Source organism: Shewanella baltica, assembly GCF_900456975.1.
Taxonomy (GTDB): domain Bacteria; phylum Pseudomonadota; class Gammaproteobacteria; order Enterobacterales; family Shewanellaceae; genus Shewanella; species Shewanella baltica.
Genome location: NZ_UGYM01000002.1, coordinates 1,962,344 through 1,982,088 on the forward strand (window position 1 = coordinate 1,962,344; position 19,745 = coordinate 1,982,088).

The 19,745-nt window shown below is 46.3% G+C and carries 17 protein-coding genes and 1 pseudogene; 13 read left to right on the forward strand and 5 right to left on the reverse strand.

Annotated elements, in window-relative coordinates; all coding sequences use genetic code 11:
- Positions 1 to 52 precede the first annotated feature (52 nt).
- Positions 53 to 1,144: a 3-phosphoserine/phosphohydroxythreonine transaminase gene (gene serC, locus DYH48_RS08805; protein WP_011846769.1), complete on the forward strand. Its 1,092-nt coding sequence runs from the start codon at positions 53 to 55 to the stop codon at positions 1,142 to 1,144.
- A 413-nt stretch (positions 1,145 to 1,557) separates the two neighbouring features.
- Positions 1,558 to 2,478 carry a LysR family transcriptional regulator gene (locus DYH48_RS08810; RefSeq protein ID WP_115334544.1) on the forward strand — a complete coding sequence of 307 codons (921 nt, stop codon included), beginning with the start codon at positions 1,558 to 1,560 and terminating at the stop codon, positions 2,476 to 2,478.
- On the opposite strand, the gene DYH48_RS08815 is transcribed toward DYH48_RS08810, so the two are convergent.
- From DYH48_RS08815 to DYH48_RS08825, 3 genes are all read right to left on the reverse strand, one after another.
- On the reverse strand, positions 2,475 to 3,371 hold the full coding sequence (locus DYH48_RS08815) for a YjjW family glycine radical enzyme activase (RefSeq protein WP_172481167.1): 897 nt from the start codon (positions 3,369 to 3,371) through the stop codon (positions 2,475 to 2,477). The genes DYH48_RS08810 and DYH48_RS08815 overlap by 4 nt on opposite strands.
- A complete protein-coding gene (locus DYH48_RS08820; protein ID WP_115334546.1) occupies positions 3,343 to 4,905 on the reverse strand; it encodes a YjjI family glycine radical enzyme in 1,563 nt (520 codons plus the stop codon). Before DYH48_RS08820 ends, DYH48_RS08815 begins: the two co-directional genes overlap by 29 nt.
- 377 nt (positions 4,906 to 5,282) lie before the next feature.
- The gene (locus DYH48_RS08825) at positions 5,283 to 6,473 is read right to left on the reverse strand and encodes an amino acid aminotransferase (protein WP_115334547.1); all 1,191 of its coding nucleotides are present in this window, start codon (positions 6,471 to 6,473) and stop codon (positions 5,283 to 5,285) included.
- A gap of 435 nt (positions 6,474 to 6,908) precedes the next feature.
- Here DYH48_RS08825 and aroA point away from each other — a divergent pair, with 435 nt between their 5' ends.
- From aroA to DYH48_RS08875, 10 genes and pseudogenes are all read left to right on the forward strand, one after another.
- On the forward strand, positions 6,909 to 8,189 hold the full coding sequence (aroA, locus tag DYH48_RS08830) for a 3-phosphoshikimate 1-carboxyvinyltransferase (RefSeq protein WP_115334548.1): 1,281 nt from the start codon (positions 6,909 to 6,911) through the stop codon (positions 8,187 to 8,189).
- Positions 8,190 to 8,375: 186 nt separating this feature from the next.
- Positions 8,376 to 9,068 (forward strand): (d)CMP kinase, encoded by a 693-nt coding sequence (gene cmk / locus DYH48_RS08835; protein ID WP_006081720.1) that lies wholly within the window; start codon positions 8,376 to 8,378, stop codon positions 9,066 to 9,068.
- Between the two features lie 99 nt (positions 9,069 to 9,167).
- Positions 9,168 to 10,838: pseudogene (gene rpsA, locus DYH48_RS08840) on the forward strand (30S ribosomal protein S1); the annotation flags it as partial.
- 73 nt (positions 10,839 to 10,911) lie between these two features.
- The gene (ihfB, locus tag DYH48_RS08845) at positions 10,912 to 11,199 is read left to right on the forward strand and encodes an integration host factor subunit beta (protein WP_006081718.1); all 288 of its coding nucleotides are present in this window, start codon (positions 10,912 to 10,914) and stop codon (positions 11,197 to 11,199) included.
- 122 nt (positions 11,200 to 11,321) lie between these two features.
- Complete coding sequence (locus DYH48_RS08850) at positions 11,322 to 11,597, forward strand: LapA family protein (protein ID WP_006081717.1); 276 nt, start codon at positions 11,322 to 11,324, stop codon at positions 11,595 to 11,597.
- Position 11,598: 1 nt separating this feature from the next.
- Positions 11,599 to 12,759 (forward strand): lipopolysaccharide assembly protein LapB, encoded by a 1,161-nt coding sequence (gene lapB / locus DYH48_RS08855; RefSeq protein WP_115334549.1) that lies wholly within the window; start codon positions 11,599 to 11,601, stop codon positions 12,757 to 12,759.
- 42 nt (positions 12,760 to 12,801) lie between these two features.
- The gene (gene pyrF, locus DYH48_RS08860) at positions 12,802 to 13,497 is read left to right on the forward strand and encodes an orotidine-5'-phosphate decarboxylase (protein WP_011846776.1); all 696 of its coding nucleotides are present in this window, start codon (positions 12,802 to 12,804) and stop codon (positions 13,495 to 13,497) included.
- A 174-nt stretch (positions 13,498 to 13,671) separates the two neighbouring features.
- Entirely contained in the window at positions 13,672 to 14,493 is an 822-nt protein-coding gene (locus DYH48_RS08865; RefSeq protein WP_107947624.1) for an SDR family oxidoreductase, read from the forward strand.
- A gap of 70 nt (positions 14,494 to 14,563) precedes the next feature.
- Complete coding sequence (locus DYH48_RS08870) at positions 14,564 to 15,106, forward strand: DUF2058 domain-containing protein (protein WP_115334550.1); 543 nt, start codon at positions 14,564 to 14,566, stop codon at positions 15,104 to 15,106.
- A 221-nt stretch (positions 15,107 to 15,327) separates the two neighbouring features.
- Positions 15,328 to 17,085, forward strand: coding sequence for an acyl-CoA dehydrogenase family protein (locus DYH48_RS08875; RefSeq protein ID WP_006081712.1), 1,758 nt, complete (start codon positions 15,328 to 15,330; stop codon positions 17,083 to 17,085).
- Between the two features lie 107 nt (positions 17,086 to 17,192).
- On the opposite strand, the gene dacB is transcribed toward DYH48_RS08875, so the two are convergent.
- Together dacB and DYH48_RS08885 are read right to left on the reverse strand one after the other, a co-directional pair.
- Positions 17,193 to 18,701, reverse strand: coding sequence for a D-alanyl-D-alanine carboxypeptidase/D-alanyl-D-alanine endopeptidase (gene dacB / locus DYH48_RS08880; RefSeq protein WP_115334551.1), 1,509 nt, complete (start codon positions 18,699 to 18,701; stop codon positions 17,193 to 17,195).
- Positions 18,702 to 18,768: 67 nt separating this feature from the next.
- Positions 18,769 to 18,945 (reverse strand): hypothetical protein, encoded by a 177-nt coding sequence (locus DYH48_RS08885; RefSeq protein ID WP_006086754.1) that lies wholly within the window; start codon positions 18,943 to 18,945, stop codon positions 18,769 to 18,771.
- Positions 18,946 to 19,420: 475 nt separating this feature from the next.
- Here DYH48_RS08885 and DYH48_RS08890 point away from each other — a divergent pair, with 475 nt between their 5' ends.
- Positions 19,421 to 19,744: a DUF1904 domain-containing protein gene (locus tag DYH48_RS08890; RefSeq protein ID WP_115334552.1), complete on the forward strand. Its 324-nt coding sequence runs from the start codon at positions 19,421 to 19,423 to the stop codon at positions 19,742 to 19,744.
- The last annotated feature ends 1 nt before the right edge of the window (position 19,745 follow it).

Below are 19,745 nucleotides of genomic sequence, written 5' to 3' on the forward strand. Positions count from 1 at the left end.
TGATTTCGTTTTATCAATACATACATGATGGTTGGGATTAAGGAGAGTGTCAGTGAGCGCGATTTATAATTTCTGTGCTGGACCTGCAATGTTACCCGCAGCGGTAATGAAAAAAGCACAACAGGAATTACTTGATTGGAATGGCCAAGGCGTTTCCGTGATGGAAATCAGCCACCGAAGTAAAGAGTTCATCGCGCTGACCGAGCAAGCCGAGTCCGATTTACGTGAACTGATGCAGATCCCTGCAAATTACCATGTGCTATTTATGCACGGCGGTGGTCGCGGACAGTTCTCTGCTGTCGTGAATAATTTTCTCGGTGAGCAGGGTAAAGCCCTGTATTTAGTCAGTGGTCAATGGTCATCAGCCGCGTTAGCAGAAGCGCAAAAACTGGCGGGTGAAGCACAGATTGATAGTCTGAATATTGTTGAAAAACACAATGGACTCAATGCGGTTGTCTTACCTGACTTACATAAAATCGATGCCGATTATCGCTATGTTCACTACTGTCCAAATGAGACTGTAGATGGTATCGAAATTTTTGATGAATTAGACTCACCATGGCCGATTGTTGCCGATTTATCATCAACAATCATGTCCCGTGAAATCGACGTCAGCCGCTACGGCTTGATTTACGCCGGTGCGCAAAAGAACATAGGTCCATCGGGTCTGTCGATAGTGATAGTACGCGATGACATGTTAAAACTGCCGAGTTTACCGCAGTCGTCCATCATGGACTATCGTCTAGCCGTCGAGCATGATTCTATGTTCAACACGCCACCAACCTTTGCTTGGTACCTTGCCGCTGAAGTCTTTGCTTGGCTGAAATCGACTGGCGGTATTTCGAGTATTGCGAAAATTAATCAACAAAAAGCGCAGATGTTGTATCAATGCATTGATGGTAATGCTTTCTACCGTAATGGTGTTGTTGCAGCGAATCGCTCACAAATGAACGTGACTTTCCAATTGGTCAACGAAGCGCTCGATAGTGAGTTCCTAAAGCAAGCCCAAATAGCTGGACTCGTTGCCTTAAAGGGCCATCGTATCGTAGGCGGCATGCGTGCTAGCCTTTACAATGCGATGCCACTCGATGGCATAGTTGCCTTGGTCAAGTTTATGAACGAGTTTGCGGCGAAACATAGCTAGGCTTAGCTATCTATATAGTCACTCACTAGCTTGCGGCGCTTAGTGCCTAGGCTTTGCTGCCTGCAGATAAACGTTATGCTTATTGAATGTTTATCATCTGCTAGCCATTCCAAGTTAGCTATCCAAAGTTAGACATCCAAAAGCGAATGCTCAAATGCATTCGCTTTTTTGTTGGCTGTAATTTATCGATTATTGGCGTTAAGCAAGATGACCTTGGGAAGAACCTTATATTAAAGATAACTTGGATTAGACATGGCTTGAATTAGAGAGAGCAGTGAGCAAGCCTGTGAGCTGACGCGCATTACTGGGGAATATTCTCAGCAATATGTTTGGTTGGTTGGATGCTATTGTTTATCATGCTTAAAAGTACGCGTTTGAGTGTGCATAGAAGATAAACCAATAGGATGTTACAGATGGATTTGGCCAAGCTTTCGCGCATTAGTATGAAGCATTTGATCACTTTGCATGTGATGCTCGATACTCTGAGCGTAACCGCCAGCGCCGAACGATTATGTCTTAGCCCCTCATCCGTCAGTAAAACCTTAAGCCAGCTCAGGGACAGTTTGAACGATGAACTGTTCTACCGTAACGGCAACTCACTGGTTGCCACACCTTTGGCAAGACGATTAGGCCCAAGCGTGCAGCAAATGATCAATGATATGAATCAGATCATGAGTCAAGATGCGTTTAATCCAGCCCATTTTGAGGGGCGTTTTTCGCTTGCGATGCGCGAAAGCACCTTTGAACTGCTGGCCGCCAAATTAAGTGCCCATATTCTGAGCTTGGCTCCTAATATCCATCTCGATATTTATGGCAAAGACAATATCGGTTTCGATGGACTTATCAAAGGCTCGTTAGATTTTGTGCTGTTACCTCACGATCTGAGCCAACCTAATTATCTTCAAGACGATCTGGTGTGGGAAACCTTATTCAGCGATGAAATGGTCTGCCTGATGAATTCATCCCATCCCTTGGCTAAACAGCCGCAGATTAGCTTCGATGATTATCTGAGTTATCGCCATATCGGCATTACGGACACAGATTTGAGTACGCCATTTTTTGATATTTTGCTCGCCCAGCAATCTAAAAAACGCGCCGTACCCATTTCGGTCCCTGACTTTGGTAGCGCAGCGTTAATGTGTCACCACAGTGAACTGCTTTTCACCTGCTCGCGCCGTTGGGCATCTATTGCCAGCCAAGCTAAAGGCTTAACCGTCAAGTCCTTACCGATAGAATATGGCAAAGTGGCTTACAGTCTCGTTTGGCATCGACAAAGCATGAAGGATCCCGCGCTGCGCTGGCTTTACGAGCAAATTTTGCTTTGCAGTCGCTAAATATAGCAAGAGGGTAAGATAAGATTGGTGACGCCTCGCTTTGCAAGCTTTGCGGCTAAGCGTTCAATATCGGCTTGTGTGCAGCTTGGCCACGTTAACGCGTCGTCGACAACGCCATGGTGGTGAAAGGCATTTAACTTGACCCGTGTATCCGCACCTAGCTGAAGCAAATAGGTCGCCAGCGCTTCTATTTCCTGTTCATAATCTGTGATACTCGGAATGTGCAGCAATCTCACCTCATACAGTTTTTGCTGCTGCGCCAATAGCTGAATGGATTTGAACACGGCATGGTTGTCCCGACCAGTAATGTATCTATGGGTATCTTGCTGCCACGCTTTAAGATCCACCATAGCGCCATCTAAAAACGGCAGCAGTTTATGCCAACCGGTTAGATTCAAACTGCCATTGGTGTCGAGCATGCAACTCAAGTGTGATAACGACTCTGTCGCCTTAATTCCTTTAAACAACGCAAGAATAAACGGTAGTTGCAGGCTCGCTTCGCCGCCGCTCACGGTAATACCATTAATAAAGTGACGCTGACTGTGCAGAATCCCTAGTATTTCTTCAACAGTGTAATGCGTGACCTTAGGGCTCGCTTGTTTCGGGCATACGGCAAGACAGGTATCGCATTGGCTACAACGCTCACTATCCCAGCGAATACGAGGCTTGTTATTGAGGTTTATCAATGTCAGCGCATTGTCAGGGCAGGTAGCGACACAATCGCCACAGGCATCGCACAACCCTATGGTATGTGGGTTGTGACAGTTTTTGCATTGGTAGTTGCAGCCCTGCAGGAATAATACGAGCCTGCTGCCAGGCCCGTCGACGCAGGAAAAGGGCAATAGCTGACTGACCATTACTTGCCTATTCAAATACACAAGGGGAGTGTTCATGGGCGATGACTCTTGCTTGGCGTTGTAATATTCCCGTATTAACCGCCGCTTCTGCGGCTAAGCCTGTGGTATTGAGGCGTGAGCCACATTGCTTAAATGCTTCAATGTCCGAGCGTTTTACCATATAGCCGGTCACGCGCATTAAATCGTTAGAGGCGACATTGGCGGTAAATTCCCTAAAACCTAACTCAAGCGCTGCTTTACACAGTTGGAACATGGCTTGCGGATTGGATTTTACGGTTTCATCGATAGTCAAAATATCGCTAATCCCCGCCGTATAAAACTGATGATGTTGCGCTAAGGCTTGAATGTGAGCGATGGGATTAGGTTCAGTACCATAGGGAATGCGAACACCTGGGGTCACGTCTTTATCGATACTGATGCCGCCCTGTGAATGCAGCAGTGCTCGCCCATGGTAACCATACGCGACGGGTGTGGATTTCACTATGGCATCGAGCGTTGCAGAAATACGATAGCCCAGCTGATTTGCATCCATTTCATGGCCATATTCAAGACCATTGCTAGCTCGTTTAGTTTGCTTAACTTCTCCACTGGCTGTTAATGATTGCAGAATATTCACCGCTTCCGCCATACCGTAAATGCCAAACATAGGCGCAAAACGCGACTCATCAATCAATTGTTCTTTAACTAAGAAGCTGTCAAAGAAGTGTGACTCTTGATGCAAAAATACCGAGCGCGCCTCGATAAGTTCAAAGGTGAGCGAGCTGTAATAGGGCAAGACAGCATCAAAAAAATCACTGATTGAATCGGCCTTTAACGCGACCTCTTTAAGATTGAGTCGAACCAAGGTATTGGCGCCGCCCGCTAACGGCAAGGCATTGTAGCAACTGACAATACCAAACCCGCGCTCATCAAACGCACTGGCATGCAGTGGGTAATTCGCGATATGCGGCTTACTGCACTGACAAATATTGGTGGTCGCAAGCAGCAACAAATCATCTGGCGTGATGCTTGGGTCGTACATAAAGGTCAAATTGGGGGCAACTTGTTTTAATTCGGCATCAATGCGCAGTAAGGTGCGGCAAACTAGGTTATCGGTAGGACCAATATTCACGTGCATAAAGGCGTCAGGCAACGTCCTGTCGAGTATGATCCAGAACAGTTTAAGTTTACGATAAAGTGCCTCTGCATCCATTCCCTCGGTGAAAGGCATTAATATTTCATCCAGCTGACCTAGATACACTGGAATGTTAGTCACCGATGGCACGTGGTGATAAAGGATGGTTAAAGCATTGAGGGCTTCATCTAAATCCTGCGCCGGTGAAAGCTCTAAATATTCTGAACCTTGCTTTAGATAGCGGGCATAATCTGGCAACACATAGCGCGGTTTAAAAGGCGCATGGCCTTCAAACATATCGCAAATAATACCGTCATTCATCGCGGCTTTTACTTCAGTCGATATCGGCATATAGGGCAAGCTCGCCTCTGCCTCCAACGCTAAATAGTTGGATTTTTGCTTAGGTGAAAGCTGCGGGTTGGTGACGATTTGCACTAATTTATCTTGTAATAGCATGGCGGAATATCCACAAGTTCTATAATGACAACTAATCTACTGGGCGGCTCTGGCTTTAAAAAGTGAAAATAGCCGCAGCCCTGATTGATGAAATGGAAATCCGCCGACCGAGATCACAACTTGCGATTTATTGCATTAAACGACTGTTTTTTAAACGCGAGAAAGTAGTTTTTACCATTGAAAATAAAAGCTTGAACAGTGAGATTTGGCGTTGCTTGATAAGGTTTTGGGGATTTAGAACCGAAGGGAAGGTTTGTTAGCTCTGATGCAGTGGCATGATTGCAAAGCTTTAAGCTTGTAAGGGGTAAATAAACTCTGCTGCATCCTGAATCGTAGCAATACAGCAGAGTGAACTGTGCAGATAAACTCAGTCGTGCTTAAAGCACTTTGGCGATCGATTGGGCTAAGTAATCGACGTTATCTTCACTGATCCCAGCAATACTGATGCGGCTTGAACCGACCATATAAATGCTGAATTCTTTTTGCAGGCGAGCCACTTGCTCTGGATTCACCCCGAGGAAGGAGAACATGCCTTTTTGGCGGGCGATAAAGCTAAAGTCACGGTCTACGCCATTGGCTTTAAGTTTATCGACTAAAATGGCGCGGTTGCCGTTAATGCGATCGCGCATTACTTTCAGCTCATCAAGCCATTCTTGGGTCAATTCTGCCGATCCTAAAATCGTTTCAACAATCGCGGCACCGTGGGCTGGCGGCATAGAGTAAAGGCAGCGAACCACATAAAGCAGCACAGATTGCGCGACATTGGCGGTATTGGCATCTTTGGCAATCACAGAACACGAACCGATACGCTCACGGTACAAACCGAAGTTTTTCGAGCATGAGCTGCACAGGATCATATTATCGACCGCTGCCGCCATTTTGCGCACGCCGTAGGCATCAATATCAACGCCATCACCAAAGCCTTGGTATGCCATGTCAATCAGTGGGGTAAAGCCTTGCTCTTTTGTCAGGGCAACCACTTTGTCCCATTGTTCTGTAGTTAAATCCATTCCGCTAGGGTTATGGCAACAGGCGTGGAATAACACCACATCATCTGGACTCACTTGCGATAGTGCAGCAAGCATCTCATCAAATTTCAATGATTTGCTATCGTAGTCATAATACGGATAGGTTTTAACGGTAATGCCAGCCGCTTCAAACAAACCTATGTGGTTTGCCCAAGTTGGGTCGCTTACCCATAACACCGCATTCGGGTTGCAGCGTTTGATAAAATCTCCTGCCACGCGCAGTGCGCCAGTACCACCGGGTGTAGAAACGGTACGGATACGATTGGCGAGAATAGCACTGTGATTTGCACCAAAGGCTAATTCTGTCATTAAAGTGTTGAATTGTGGCGAGCCCGTTGGACCGATATACACTTTGGTGGTTTCGGTATCGAGACGGAATTTCTCGGCTTTTTTCACGCAGCTAAGGATCGGGGTCACGCCTGTAGGGTCTTTATAAACGCCCACACCTAAATCAACTTTTTGTGGGTGGGTGTCTTCGCGGTACTGAGTCAACAAGCCAAGGATGGGATCTGCTGGCATTGCGATGAGTGAGTTAAACATAGCTCCATCTACCTTTCTGGTTATAGTGCAAACGTGATTGTTTGTATCAGATATGCGTTATTTATCGTTTGGGGCTTAGAATAGCGCGGAAAGGTAAAGTATTTAAAGTGAAAACTGTGATTACACGCCAGTTATCTTGGCAAAAAAGCCTGCCAAAAATACGGTTAAATCCTAAATTAACCGCTTAAATTTTGCGTTTTTGTTATTTTTACACTGAACTCAGTAAATAATCTGACCAAAAAGCCATTTTTCTCGAAAAAACGGTTGAATCCTTAGCGACAATCGGTAATTTTATAACGACGAAGCACCAACAAGGCCCCAATCTCCTTTTATTTGTAATCTTAACTTGACGCTGTGTAGCGTGAAGTTGCCATTTTGCGTATTCAGTCCGCGTGATCGTGATGATGACGCCCTATAGAGAAAGAAGATTTATTCATGAAGCAATTACGTCTTGAACCTGTTGTGCAAGTCCGCGGTGAGATCAATATTCCGGGCTCAAAAAGTATTTCAAATCGTGCCTTATTATTGGCCACCTTAGCCCAAGGCACGACCACGCTCACCAATCTGCTCGACTCAGATGATATTCGCCACATGCTGGCCTCCCTCAAGCAGTTAGGGGTGAACTATCGTTTATCGCAAAACAATACTGTGTGTGAACTTGATGGCTTAGGCGGTGTGATTTCCTCAGAATCTGCGCAGGAATTGTTTTTAGGCAATGCGGGCACAGCAATGCGCCCCTTGTGCGCCGCCTTAACCTTAGGCCAAGGCGAATTTACCCTCATGGGCGAACCGCGCATGGAAGAGCGCCCGATTGGCGACTTAGTCGATGCCTTAAGGCAACTCGGTGCCAATGTCGTTTATCTTAAAAATGACGGTTTCCCACCGCTGACGATTAATGCAACGGGTCTTAATGGCGGCGATGTTGAGATTGCGGGTGACTTATCAAGCCAATTTTTAACCGCATTATTGATGGTGGCGCCGCTTGCAAAGGGCAGTGTGAATATCCATGTCAAAGGCGAGTTAGTTTCTAAGCCGTATATTGATATTACACTGGCCCTGATGGCGCAATTTGGCGTAACTGTCATCAACCATGACTATGCCCGTTTTGAGATTGTTGCAGGCCAGCGTTATGTATCACCGGGTAAAGTGCTGGTCGAAGGCGATGCGTCATCGGCATCGTATTTCCTCGCCGCAGGGGCGATTAAGGGCGGTGAAGTCAAAGTCACCGGTGTGGGTCGTTTAAGTATTCAAGGCGATGTGAAATTTGCCGATGTGCTTGAAAAAATGGGCGCAGATATCGAGTGGGGCGATGACTATATTATTGCCCGTGGCTCTCAGTTAACGGCCGTTGATTTAGACATGAACCACATTCCCGATGCGGCCATGACCATTGCAACCGCCGCCTTATTTGCTAAAGGCACGACGGTTATTCGCAATATCTATAACTGGCGTATTAAAGAGACCGACCGCTTAGCGGCTATGGCGACGGAATTACGTAAAGTCGGCGCCGAGGTTGAAGAGGGTAACGATTACATTAAAATCACCCCGCCTGCGGTGATTAACACCGCAGAAATTGATACCTACAACGATCACCGCATGGCCATGTGTTTTTCTATGCTGGCATTTGCCGATTGCGGTATTACCATCAATGATCCTGATTGCACTTCTAAAACATTCCCCGACTACTTTAAGCAGTTTGCGAGTCTGCAAGGCTAAGTCCGTTTGTTTCGTTATTGTAACAACAAGTGATGTCAAGAATAGTCAGCCGTATTTACGCGGCTGCTAATCTTCATAAAAAATCCACGGATTTTGTTTGTCTTTTGTTGTACAATGCTGCGCGCTCATTTTCGGGGGCTCACTTGATGAACTCACGGATGATGGTTATTTTTTGCGGAGGAATGTATGTCTGAACGGGCTCCTGTAGTCACAATCGACGGCCCAAGTGGTGCTGGCAAAGGTACAATTAGTCAATTATTGGCTCAGCATCTAGGTTGGCAACTACTTGATAGTGGTGCTATTTACCGAGTTCTTGCGCTTGCTGCAATTCATCACAACGTTGAACTGGAAAATGAAGAATCGATCACGCTGTTAGCGGCACACCTCGATGTGAAGTTTTTAACAGGCAATGATACCGATCCGGTTCAAGTGATATTGGAAGGTGAAGACGTCACCACCGACATTCGCACTCAAGAGTGCTCGAATGCCGCTTCAAAAGTCGCCGCGTTTCCACGGGTGAGAGAAGCATTATTACGTCGTCAACGGGCCTTTAAAACGGCGCCAGGATTAATTGCCGATGGTCGCGACATGGGAACTGTGGTTTTCCCAAGTGCGCCGGCAAAATTATATTTAACCGCCTCAGCTGAAGAGCGTGCCCAAAGACGCTATAATCAGTTGCAGGACAAGGGCTTCGATGTTAATATCGAGCGCCTTTTAAGTGAAATTATCGAACGTGATGACCGCGATATGAATCGTCCGGTGGCTCCTTTAGTCCCCGCCGAGGACGCGCTCATTATCGATACAAGCGGAAAGGGTATTGATGAAGTGTTAGCGCTTGCGCTTAACTTTATCAACCAAAAATTATCCGACACTAACTAAGTTAGCCCACCGGATAGGTATTCGTATTATGGATGATACGGATAATTTGACTGACTCCACGTCTAGGACGGACAGTGGTTTAATAAAGAAAGTAACCTAAACATGACTGAATCTTTTGCTGATCTATTTGAACAATCCCTTCAAACTCTGGAATTCCGTCCAGGTTCTATCGTTCGTGGTACTGTTGTATCAATCAAAAACGGTATGGTACTGGTTGACGCGGGTCTGAAGTCTGAAAGCCCAATCCCAGCTGAACAATTCAAAAACGCTCAAGGTGTTTTAGAAATCGCTGTTGGTGATGAAGTTGACGTAGCTCTTGACTCTGTTGAAGACGGCTTCGGTGAGACTCAACTGTCTCGCGAAAAAGCGAAACGTCATGAAGCTTGGATCGTTCTGGAAAAAGCTTATGAAGATGCTGAAACTGTAATCGGTATCATCAATGGTAAAGTTAAAGGCGGTTTCACTGTTGAATTAAACGGTATCCGTGCCTTCTTACCAGGTTCTCTAGTTGACGTGCGCCCAGTTCGCGACACCGCTCACTTAGAGTACAAAGAATTAGAATTCAAAGTTATCAAGCTAGACCAGAAGCGTAACAACGTTGTTGTTTCTCGTCGTGCAGTTATCGAATCAGAAAGCAGCGCTGAGCGTGATGCACTGTTAGAAAACCTGCAAGAAGGTCAAGCAGTTAAGGGTATCGTTAAGAACCTGACTGACTACGGTGCATTCGTAGATTTAGGTGGTGTTGACGGTCTGCTACATATCACAGATATGGCGTGGAAACGTGTTAAACATCCATCAGAAATCGTCAATGTTGGCGATGAAATCAACGTTAAAGTACTGAAGTACGATCGTGAGCGCACTCGTGTGTCTCTAGGTCTGAAACAACTTGGCGAAGATCCATGGTTAGAAATCAGCAAACGCTACCCAGAAAACACACGTTTAACTGGTCGCGTTACTAACCTAACTGACTACGGTTGCTTCGTAGAAATCGAAGAAGGCGTTGAAGGTCTGGTTCACGTTTCTGAAATGGATTGGACTAACAAGAACATTCACCCATCTAAAGTTGTTAACTTAGGTGATGAAGTTGAAGTTCTGGTTCTGGACATCGATGAAGAGCGTCGTCGTATTTCTCTTGGTCTGAAACAATGTAAGACCAATCCATGGGATGACTTCGCAACTCGTTACAACAAAGGCGACAAGGTTTCTGGTAAGATCAAGTCAATCACTGACTTCGGTATCTTTATCGGTCTTGACGGCGGTATCGATGGTCTAGTTCACCTGTCTGACATCTCTTGGAACGGTACTGGCGAAGACGCAGTTTCTGAATACAAGAAAGGCGATGAAATCCATGCAGTGGTTCTGTCTGTAGATCCAGAGCGTGAGCGCATCAGCTTAGGTGTTAAGCAAACTGAAGATGATCCATTCAACGCATACTTGGCTGACAAGAAGAAAGGTACTATCGTAAACGGTACTGTTTCTGCTGTTGATGCTAAAGGTGTAACTGTTGAACTGGCTGACACTGTTGAAGGTTACATCCGTGTAGCTGACATTTCACGTGAGCGTATCGAAGATGCATCTACTGTCTATAATGTAGGTGATGCAATCGAAGCTAAGTTCATGGGTGTTGACCGTAAGAACCGCTCTATCAGCCTGTCAATCAAAGCGAAAGACGAAGCTGAAGAGAAAGAAGTAATGGCGACTCTGAACAAACAAGATGACGCTGTTATTAGCAATGCAATGGCTGAAGCGTTTAAAGCAGCTCGTAAATAATCGCCTGTTGTTTGGGGAGACTTCTCTCCCCATTAGGCGACTGTGTTTGGCTTGATAATAGGGGATAGCTAGGATGACGAAATCTGAACTTATCGAAAAACTCGCCACCAGGCAGTCGCAGCTGTCGGCGAAAGAGGTTGAAGGCGCAATCAAAGAAATGTTGGAGCAAATGGCAACAACATTAGAAAGCGGTGATCGTATTGAGATCCGTGGCTTTGGTAGTTTCTCGCTTCACTATCGTGCACCGCGGACTGGCCGTAATCCAAAGACTGGTTCATCAGTCGATTTGGAAGGTAAATACGTCCCGCACTTTAAGCCAGGCAAAGAACTGCGCGAGCGTGTTGACGCCGTTAATGTGTGATTGACCGCATAGTAAAAAGCCTCCGTTAGGAGGCTTTTTTGTATCTATTGCAAGGCAATGCTGGTCAGCTCAGTGAATTTCTTGGATAATCATTAAATTGAAACGCGTTTAGGGAGTGCAGCGTGAAATCATTTGTAGCAACTGTGCTTGTGGCACTGTTATTTATTCTGGCGTTGATTTTTGGCGCGCGTAACGAACAAGTGGTGACCATCAGCTATTTTGTCGCACAGGGTGAATATCGTTTACCTGTTGTGCTAGCGATCGTCTTTTTTGCTGGTTTCATCTTGAGCTGGTTAGTTGCAAGCTATTATATCGTGCGCTTGAAATTGAGCTTAGCGACAACGAGAAAGAAACTAAACCAAGTGATGGCTAAAGCCCCTCAGGATGTAGACGCCTAATATGCTTGAGATACTCTTTCTGTTGCTTCCCATTGCTGCCGCCTACGGTTGGTATATGGGGCGACGGAGCATAAGGCAGAATCAAAGCAATCAACGTAAACAATTGAGCCGGGACTACTTTACTGGCCTCAATTTCTTACTGTCGAACGAATCGGATAAAGCCGTTGATTTGTTTATCAGTATGCTAGATGTTGACGATGAAACCATAGATACCCATCTGTCACTCGGTTCGCTGTTTCGTAAGCGAGGCGAGGTCGACCGCTCCATCCGTATCCATCAGAATTTAATTGCCCGTCCAAACCTAGCCAATGAGCAGCGCGACATCGCTATGATGGAGCTGGGTAAAGATTATCTGGCCGCGGGTTTTTACGACAGGGCCGAAGAAATCTTTATCAACTTGGTTAGCCAAGATGATCACAGCGAAGAATCTGAAACTCAGCTGATTGCTATCTATCAAGTGATTAAAGAGTGGCAAAAAGCCATTGATATCACTAAGCGTCTAAGTCGTAAACGTCAGCAAGTCTTAAAGCCGTTAACGGCGCATTTCTATTGCCAGTTAGCCGATGAAGCCAGTGACGATTCACAGAAGATTAAACTGCTGCAACAGGCGCTGAAGCAAGATCAGCAATGCGGTCGTGCGTTATTGACCTTAGCGAAAAAATACCTCGATATTCAAGATTATGCCCAGTGCAAGCAAATGCTGCTGCAACTGAAAAAAGCCGATATCGAGCTTTTTGCCGATGCAATCCCCACGGCCAAACAAGTTTATCGCGACACACAAGACAAAGAAGGCTTCCAAGAGTTACTGGCGGGCGCCATGGCCGATGGCGCGGGGGCTTCAGTGGTTGTCGCCTTAGCGCAGCACATGATAAGTCTGGATGAGATTAAAGCGGCAGAGACCATGGTGCTCGATGCCCTATATCGCCATCCGACCATGAAAGGTTTTCAGCACTTGATGCAGATGCATTTGCGTCAAGCAGAGGAAGGGCAAGCCAAGCAAAGTTTAACTATGCTAGAGCAGCTCGTTGAGCAACAAATTAAATTCCGTCCGAGCTACCGTTGTAAAGAGTGTGGTTTCCCTTCACATGCACTTTACTGGCATTGTCCTTCCTGTAAAAACTGGGGCAGTATCAAGCGGATCAGAGGCTTAGACGGCGAGTAAATAAGATAATATCTATGTTAGTGTAACCCCGTTGGAGAGATGATGACGACTAAACCTATCCTCGTAGCGCTTGATTACGATAATAAAAACCACGCTTTACAACTGATAGAAAAACTCGATCCCAACATGTGCCGCCTTAAAGTCGGGAAAGAAATGTTTACCCTGTTTGGCCCGCAATTAGTGAAAGATATCCATGATCGTGGCTTTGATTTGTTCCTTGATTTGAAATTTCACGATATTCCCAATACTGTCGCCAAAGCCGTGGCCGCTGCCGCAGAGCTGGGTGTATGGATGACGAACGTGCATGCCAGTGGTGGTTTAGCCATGATGGAAGCGGCCAAAAAGGCCTTGCTGCCATACGGCGACAAAGCGCCTATGCTGATCGCTGTGACGGTATTAACCTCCATGAGTGATGATGATCTTAAATTACTCGGCATCAATGTGCCTGCATTTGAGCATGTGCAGCGTTTAGCTAAACTGACGCAGCAAGCAGGACTCGACGGCGTGGTGTGTTCAGCCCAAGAAGCAACAGCGTTAAAATCACTGTTAGGTCAGGATTTCAAACTCGTGACGCCGGGGATCCGCCCAGTTGGTAGTGATGCTGGCGATCAACACCGGGTGATGACGCCACCTCAAGCGATAGCAGCGGGCTCAGATTACCTAGTGATAGGCCGTCCGATCACCAAAGCCGCCGATCCATTAGCGGCATTGCAAGCGATTCACCAATCATTGGCATAGACGTTTCAATAGTAGTCTCAATCGCGGTTTGACCGTCGTTTGAATAAAAAAGCTTGGAATCGCTGGTTGGTATCCTTGATATGATTAATAAAAATTGAAATAGTATCTTGAATGACAACATAAAATAATTAATCACACCCTGAGTGCATATCTCACAGTTCACGGAGAACGCCCATGTTTAATGCTACGATGTTTAACTATCAAGGTAAGAATGTTGTCGTTGTCGGTGGCACCAGTGGGATAAATCTCGCCATTGCAATTGCGTTCGCGCAGGCTGGCGCCAATGTCGCAGTCGCGAGTCGCAGCCAAGATAAAGTTGATGCCGCGGTATTGCAGCTGCAACAGGCCAATCCTGATGGTATTCATTTAGGTGTGAGTTTTGATGTACGCGATCTTAGCGCCCTTGAAGTCGGTTTTGATAAAATAGCTTCTGAGTTTGGTTTTATCGATGTGCTGGTTAGCGGCGCGGCGGGTAATTTCCCTGCCAGCGCCGCAAAGCTTTCGGCCAATGGTTTTAAGTCGGTGATGGACATTGATTTGCTCGGCAGTTTTCAAGTGCTAAAGCAGGCTTATCCTTTGCTACGTCGCCCCAATGGCAATATTATTCAGATTTCGGCGCCGCAGGCTTCGATTGCTATGCCCATGCAAGTACATGTGTGTGCCGCTAAAGCGGGCGTGGATATGCTGACGCGAACCTTAGCGTTAGAGTGGGGCTGTGAGGGGCTGAGAATTAATTCGATTATGCCAGGCCCCATAGCAAACACTGAAGGCTTTAATCGCCTTGCACCCAGCGCCGCATTACAGCAGAAGGTTGCCCAATCCGTTCCATTAAAACGCAACGGCGCTGGTCAGGATATCGCCAATGCAGCGTTATTCTTAGGCTCCGAATTGGCGTCTTATATTACGGGAGTTGTGCTGCCAGTTGATGGCGGTTGGTCACTTGGCGGCGCCAGTATTGCGATGACAGAGCTTGGCGAATTGGCCGCAAAAATGTAGTTTGGTTTTAGATGTTTGATATTCAAAATCGAGAACTTTGATTTTATATAGATTAAGTAGGTAATGATCCATGGCTAATGCATTACAAGAGCAGCTACTCAAAGCAGGGCTTGCCAGTAAACAAAAGGTTCGCGACGTTAAGACCCAAAAACGCCGTGATAAAAAATCACGAATAGATGATGGCTCCAGTGCTTTTAAGCAAGAAGTGGCCGAGCAAAAACGTTTGCAGGCGCTAAAAGATAAAGCGCTGAACGAGCAACGTTTTGCAGAGGCATCAGAGCGTGGACAGGTGCGCGGTTTAATCACTGAGTTCACTAAGTCTGCGATTAAGATCCCAACTTATGCCGAACTGAAGTTTAACTATACTCTTGATAATAAAATCTATTCTTTATACATAGATGAAAAACTGCAGGCAGAATTGCTCAAAGGGCAGTTAGGCATAGTACGTTACGAAGATAAGAGTTACTTAGTACCACATAAGTTAGCCGAGCGAGTGAAACTGCTGGTGCAGCAGTGGTGTGGTTATCTGTGGCAGCAGGATGAATCTAAAGCTGTGGTGGTTGAAGATGATCCCTATGCGGATTATGCGATCCCAGATGATTTAATGTGGTAATAAGCACAAGCTTGTGAACTAACGCTGCGACAATCCTGTGGTAAAGCTTCTAAAATAGAGACCCTTAAGTTCAAGCTTAAGGGTTTTTTTATGGGTTGAATTTATACTTTGCTCACGTACCTCCATATTATTCGCGGCTGTATTTGTAATGAGATTGTTTTCTACAGTGAACTGGTATAAATTAAAACAACTGTTTTAATCCTACGTTTAAGAGTCTACCAATGAACCCTTATCAAGCCCCGTTAACGGATATGCGTTTCCTACTGGAACAGGTATTTGATGCCCCAAACACTTGGGCACAATTGCCTGAGATTGCTGAAATGGTCGATATCGACACGGCCAATGCCATTCTTGAAGAAGCAGCCAAGATCAGCAGTGAGTTGATCCATCCGCTGAACCGGACTGGCGATGAGCAGGGCGTGTTACATCAAGATAATCAAGTGATTACTCCTGATGGCTACAAAGCCGTTTATGAACAGTATTCGCAGGGCGGTTGGATTGGCTTGTGTGGCGATCCTGAATTTGGTGGCATGGGCATGCCAAAGATGCTGGGGATCTTAGTCGACGAAATGGCTTACAGTGCCTGTAATGCATTTACGCTTTATGGCTCGTTAACTGCGGGTGCGGCTTTATGTATCAATGCCCACGGCAGCGAAGAATTAAAACAAGCTTATTTGCCTAAGTTATATTCCGGCGAATGGGCGGGTGCTATGGATATGACAGAGCCGCAAGCGGGTTCTGATCTGCGTAATATTCGTACTCGAGCTTTACCGCAGGATGATGGTAGTTATGCCATCACGGGCAGCAAGATTTTTATCACGGGTGGCGATCACGATTTAACTGAAAACGTTATCCACTTAGTGCTTGCCAAGCTACCGGATAGCAAAGGGATTTCACTCTTCCTTGTGCCTAAAATATCGGTAAATACCGATGGCAGCTTAGCGAATGCGAATGGTGTATCTGTGGGTTCCATCGAGCACAAGATGGGCCTTAAAGGTTCAGCAACGTGTGTGATGAACTTTGATAATGCCCAAGGTTTCTTGATTGGTGAACCCAATCGCGGTCTCGTGTGCATGTTCACTATGATGAACTACGAGCGCTTAGCGATTGGTATTCAAGGGCTGGGCAGTGCTCAGGCGGCGTATCAGATGGCAGCCGATTATGCTAAAGAGCGTAATCAAGGCGTTGCCGCTGGCGGCTCGCCGACGGGCAGTGAATCAGATCCTATTATCGTCCACGGCGATGTGCGCCGTATGTTGTTGACCATTCGAGCGATGACAGAAGCGGGCCGTGCTTTGTCTGTGTTTACTGGGCAACAGCTAGATTTGGCCAAATATGCTCAAGATGAAGTTAAAGCCAAAGCGGCGCGTTATGTGGGTTTATTAACGCCAGTCGCTAAAGCCTTTTTAACCGATCGCGGTCTTGATGCGACGATCATGGCGCAGCAAGTTTTTGGTGGACATGGTTATATTCGTGAAACGGGTATTGAGCAATTAGTCCGTGATACCCGTATCGCACAGATTTATGAAGGCACCAATGGCATTCAAGCCATCGATTTCCTCGGCCGTAAAGTCACGGGCGATAATCTTGCCGCATTAAATGAATTTGTCGCTGACTTGAAAGCACAAATGCGCGCATTTACTCACGTTGATGCGGTGAAAGTGGCCGCAGTATGCGCACGTTTAGATGCATTAGTCATAGTCGCTGAGTCGATTAATGAGCACAAAGTCGCTCAACCTGCGCTTATCAATGCTTGCGCAGTCGACTTCTTAGATGCCTTTGGTTACACCCTGTATGGTTTCTACTGGTTGGCTATGGTCGATAAAGTCGCTGATCATGAAGATAAAGCGTTCGCCGAGCAGAAAGCCTATTTAGCTAAGTTCTATTTTGATAAGTTACTGCCTAAAGCGGATTACCATATCGCTCAAGTCAGAGCCGGTGATGCGACCACTATGGCGATGCCTGCAGAGTTGTTTTAACAAGGCTTTGATAGATTCGTTTAAATAGAAACGAAATAAAAACGAGAAAAGCACTGATGACTCAGTGCTTTTTTGTTTTATATCATGCTATTTCAACTCGGCAGTATTTAATCTTGGACCGAGTGAGCTGCGGTACTAAGCGCTGCTGTGGTGGGGGATGGCACTTGCAGCACTGAAATCAATTGCTTGAGAAACTCGGCATTAAACGATGGTTTATGCTGATGTTTAAGCTCGGGACTCATGCCATTCTCAAGCACCACAAACAGGGTGTCACTGTGCTCAGGCAAACGGATAAACCCCGCTAAGTTAGACACGCCTTGCATCGAGCCTGTTTTAGCAAAAATTTGCTGTTTCAGCGGCGGCTTGTTGTAACCCATGCGATACCTTAAGGTGCCGCTTATTCCTGCTTGCGGCAGACTGGTCATTAACGGGCTAAAGCGGCTGTCCTTATGGATGAGTGCCAATACCGCCGCTAACTGCTGGGCATTGAGCAAGTTATAGCGTGACAGCCCTGAACCATCGACAATGTTAGCGTTACTCAGATCGACGCCTAACTCCGTTAAAATCCGCTGCATGGCTGCCGCGCCATTGGTAAAGCTACCTTGGGCATTGAAATAACTTTTGCCAAGCTGTTTAAACAGGCTATCAGCAATCAAATTATCCGACTTGAGCAGCATAGTATCGAGCAATTCAGGCAGAGGCGCCGAGCTATGGCTGGCAATCAGTTTCGCCTTTTTGGGCAAGCTAGTGCCGAGCTTAACTTTACCCGCCAGTGACATCTCACCTTTGAGCAGCGAGGTGAGGTTATCTTGGGCAAATTTGAACGGATCGCTGACCGCAATCGCCAGTCCAATCGCTTCACCTCCCGGATAACAACCACGCAGATGATAGTTGTTTTGGCCTAGTCGCACCAAATCGAGCTGGCAAAATTCACGACTCGCCTTGGGATCAAATACCGCATCGCTGCTGACTTTTACCCCATAACTCCCCGTGCGCAGGCTCACCTGTGAAGGTTTGTTGGCCGTGCTGGGGTTGAACTGACCATAGACGCAGTTTTGATTGATAATGTAACTCGACACAGGCGCGGCAAAACAAATGCCTAAGTCATCCCAAACCCAACCAGGGGCTTGCATTTGCTCTTGTTTATCGCCGAGCAAATACAGATGTCCATCAATGCGATTAATGCCTTGTTTCACGAGACTGGCAAAAATGGCCTTGAGATCGGCTTGAGTGAACGTCGGATCGCCACTAAAACGCAGATAAGCGCTGCCGGCGATATGGCCCTTGCGTATTGGTGCGTCCGTCCATAATTCAGTGACATAACGAAAATCAGGCCCAAGCTGAGTCATGGCACTCACAGCGGTGAGTAATTTTTGCGTGCTGGCGGGAATAAACAGCGTCTCGGCCTGTTGGCTAAAGATCACTTGATTGCTCGACATGTCCATCGCCAGCAGTGCAATTTGCGAGTGCCGAGGGCTGATTTTGCTGACCGCTTGGCTGAGCGAAGTGGTTTGGGTCTCTATCGCTCCAGCGTCGATTTGCTCAGCGCGGGCGATATTGTGGCTCGTCGCTAGGAGTAGGCTGGCATACAGAGTGGTTTTCAGTAACGTTTCCATGTTAGCGATTGGCCATTTTTATTAAGAACATCATGGGCCTGCAGGTTAAGTTCGATACAATGTGGGGCTAATCCTCACTGCTGCCGTCATCCTTTTCCATCAAGCGATATAAACGTAGGGTAACAAACAATACCAGTCCGATAAACAGTGGCAGGATCAGTAATCCCAACTGAGCTTTAAAATGGAAAATACCCCAAGCAAACAGCAGTGTCAGCGCTAACGTCAGCAGAATTTTTTTGTTCATGGTCTTCGTCTTTTATCGTGTTGGTTTAATCGCAAATAGGCGTTTTAGTTTACGCTAAATCACTGGGTTCGGGGTAAACGAAATAGGTTTGAAGATTATTTTGTGATTTGGCCGACATTTTAGCGGATCTTCAGTAAAACCTGCGATGGTTGGTATGGGCTCGTCGCGTTAAACATCACTTAATTCAGGAACTGTCCGATTAATATAGAACCGTTAATATTCACACTTTTACATTGCCCTTAACATGATATGTGTGCCGAAAAAACAGCCCTTAAATGTGGTTGTAATCCTAGCCTAAAAGATGTGATTTTTAGCTAAATAGTGGCGCTACGGCGGGATTACATCGCGTGAGGTCAAATTACCAGCAAAACCGCGAGGTTTAAGGAGGCTTTTGGGAGAAAAGTCTTGCCGAGACGAGGTGAAGTCGGTAATTTCTACCCCTTACGATTTTAGGTTCTTAGGTAACAACTAAACCATGCCACATATTAGTATGCGCGGCTTACCACAAGCGGTCGTTGCAGCGTTCAGCCAAACATTACTGCAGTCATTGGCGGATATATGTAAAGGTAATGCAGAGAGTTTCACGTTAGATTGGATCCCAAGCATCAGTTTTCGAAATGGAAAAATTGATCAACGCTTCGTCCAAGTTGAGTTACTCTGGTTCCCTAAGGACCCTGATATCCATCTTAAAGTAGAACAAACGATCAGGCAGGCAGTGACAGAGGCCTATCCAGAGTTAACACATATTGCTGTGATGTTTTTATCATTGAACCCCAGTGCTTCCTATCGGGGTGGTTAGC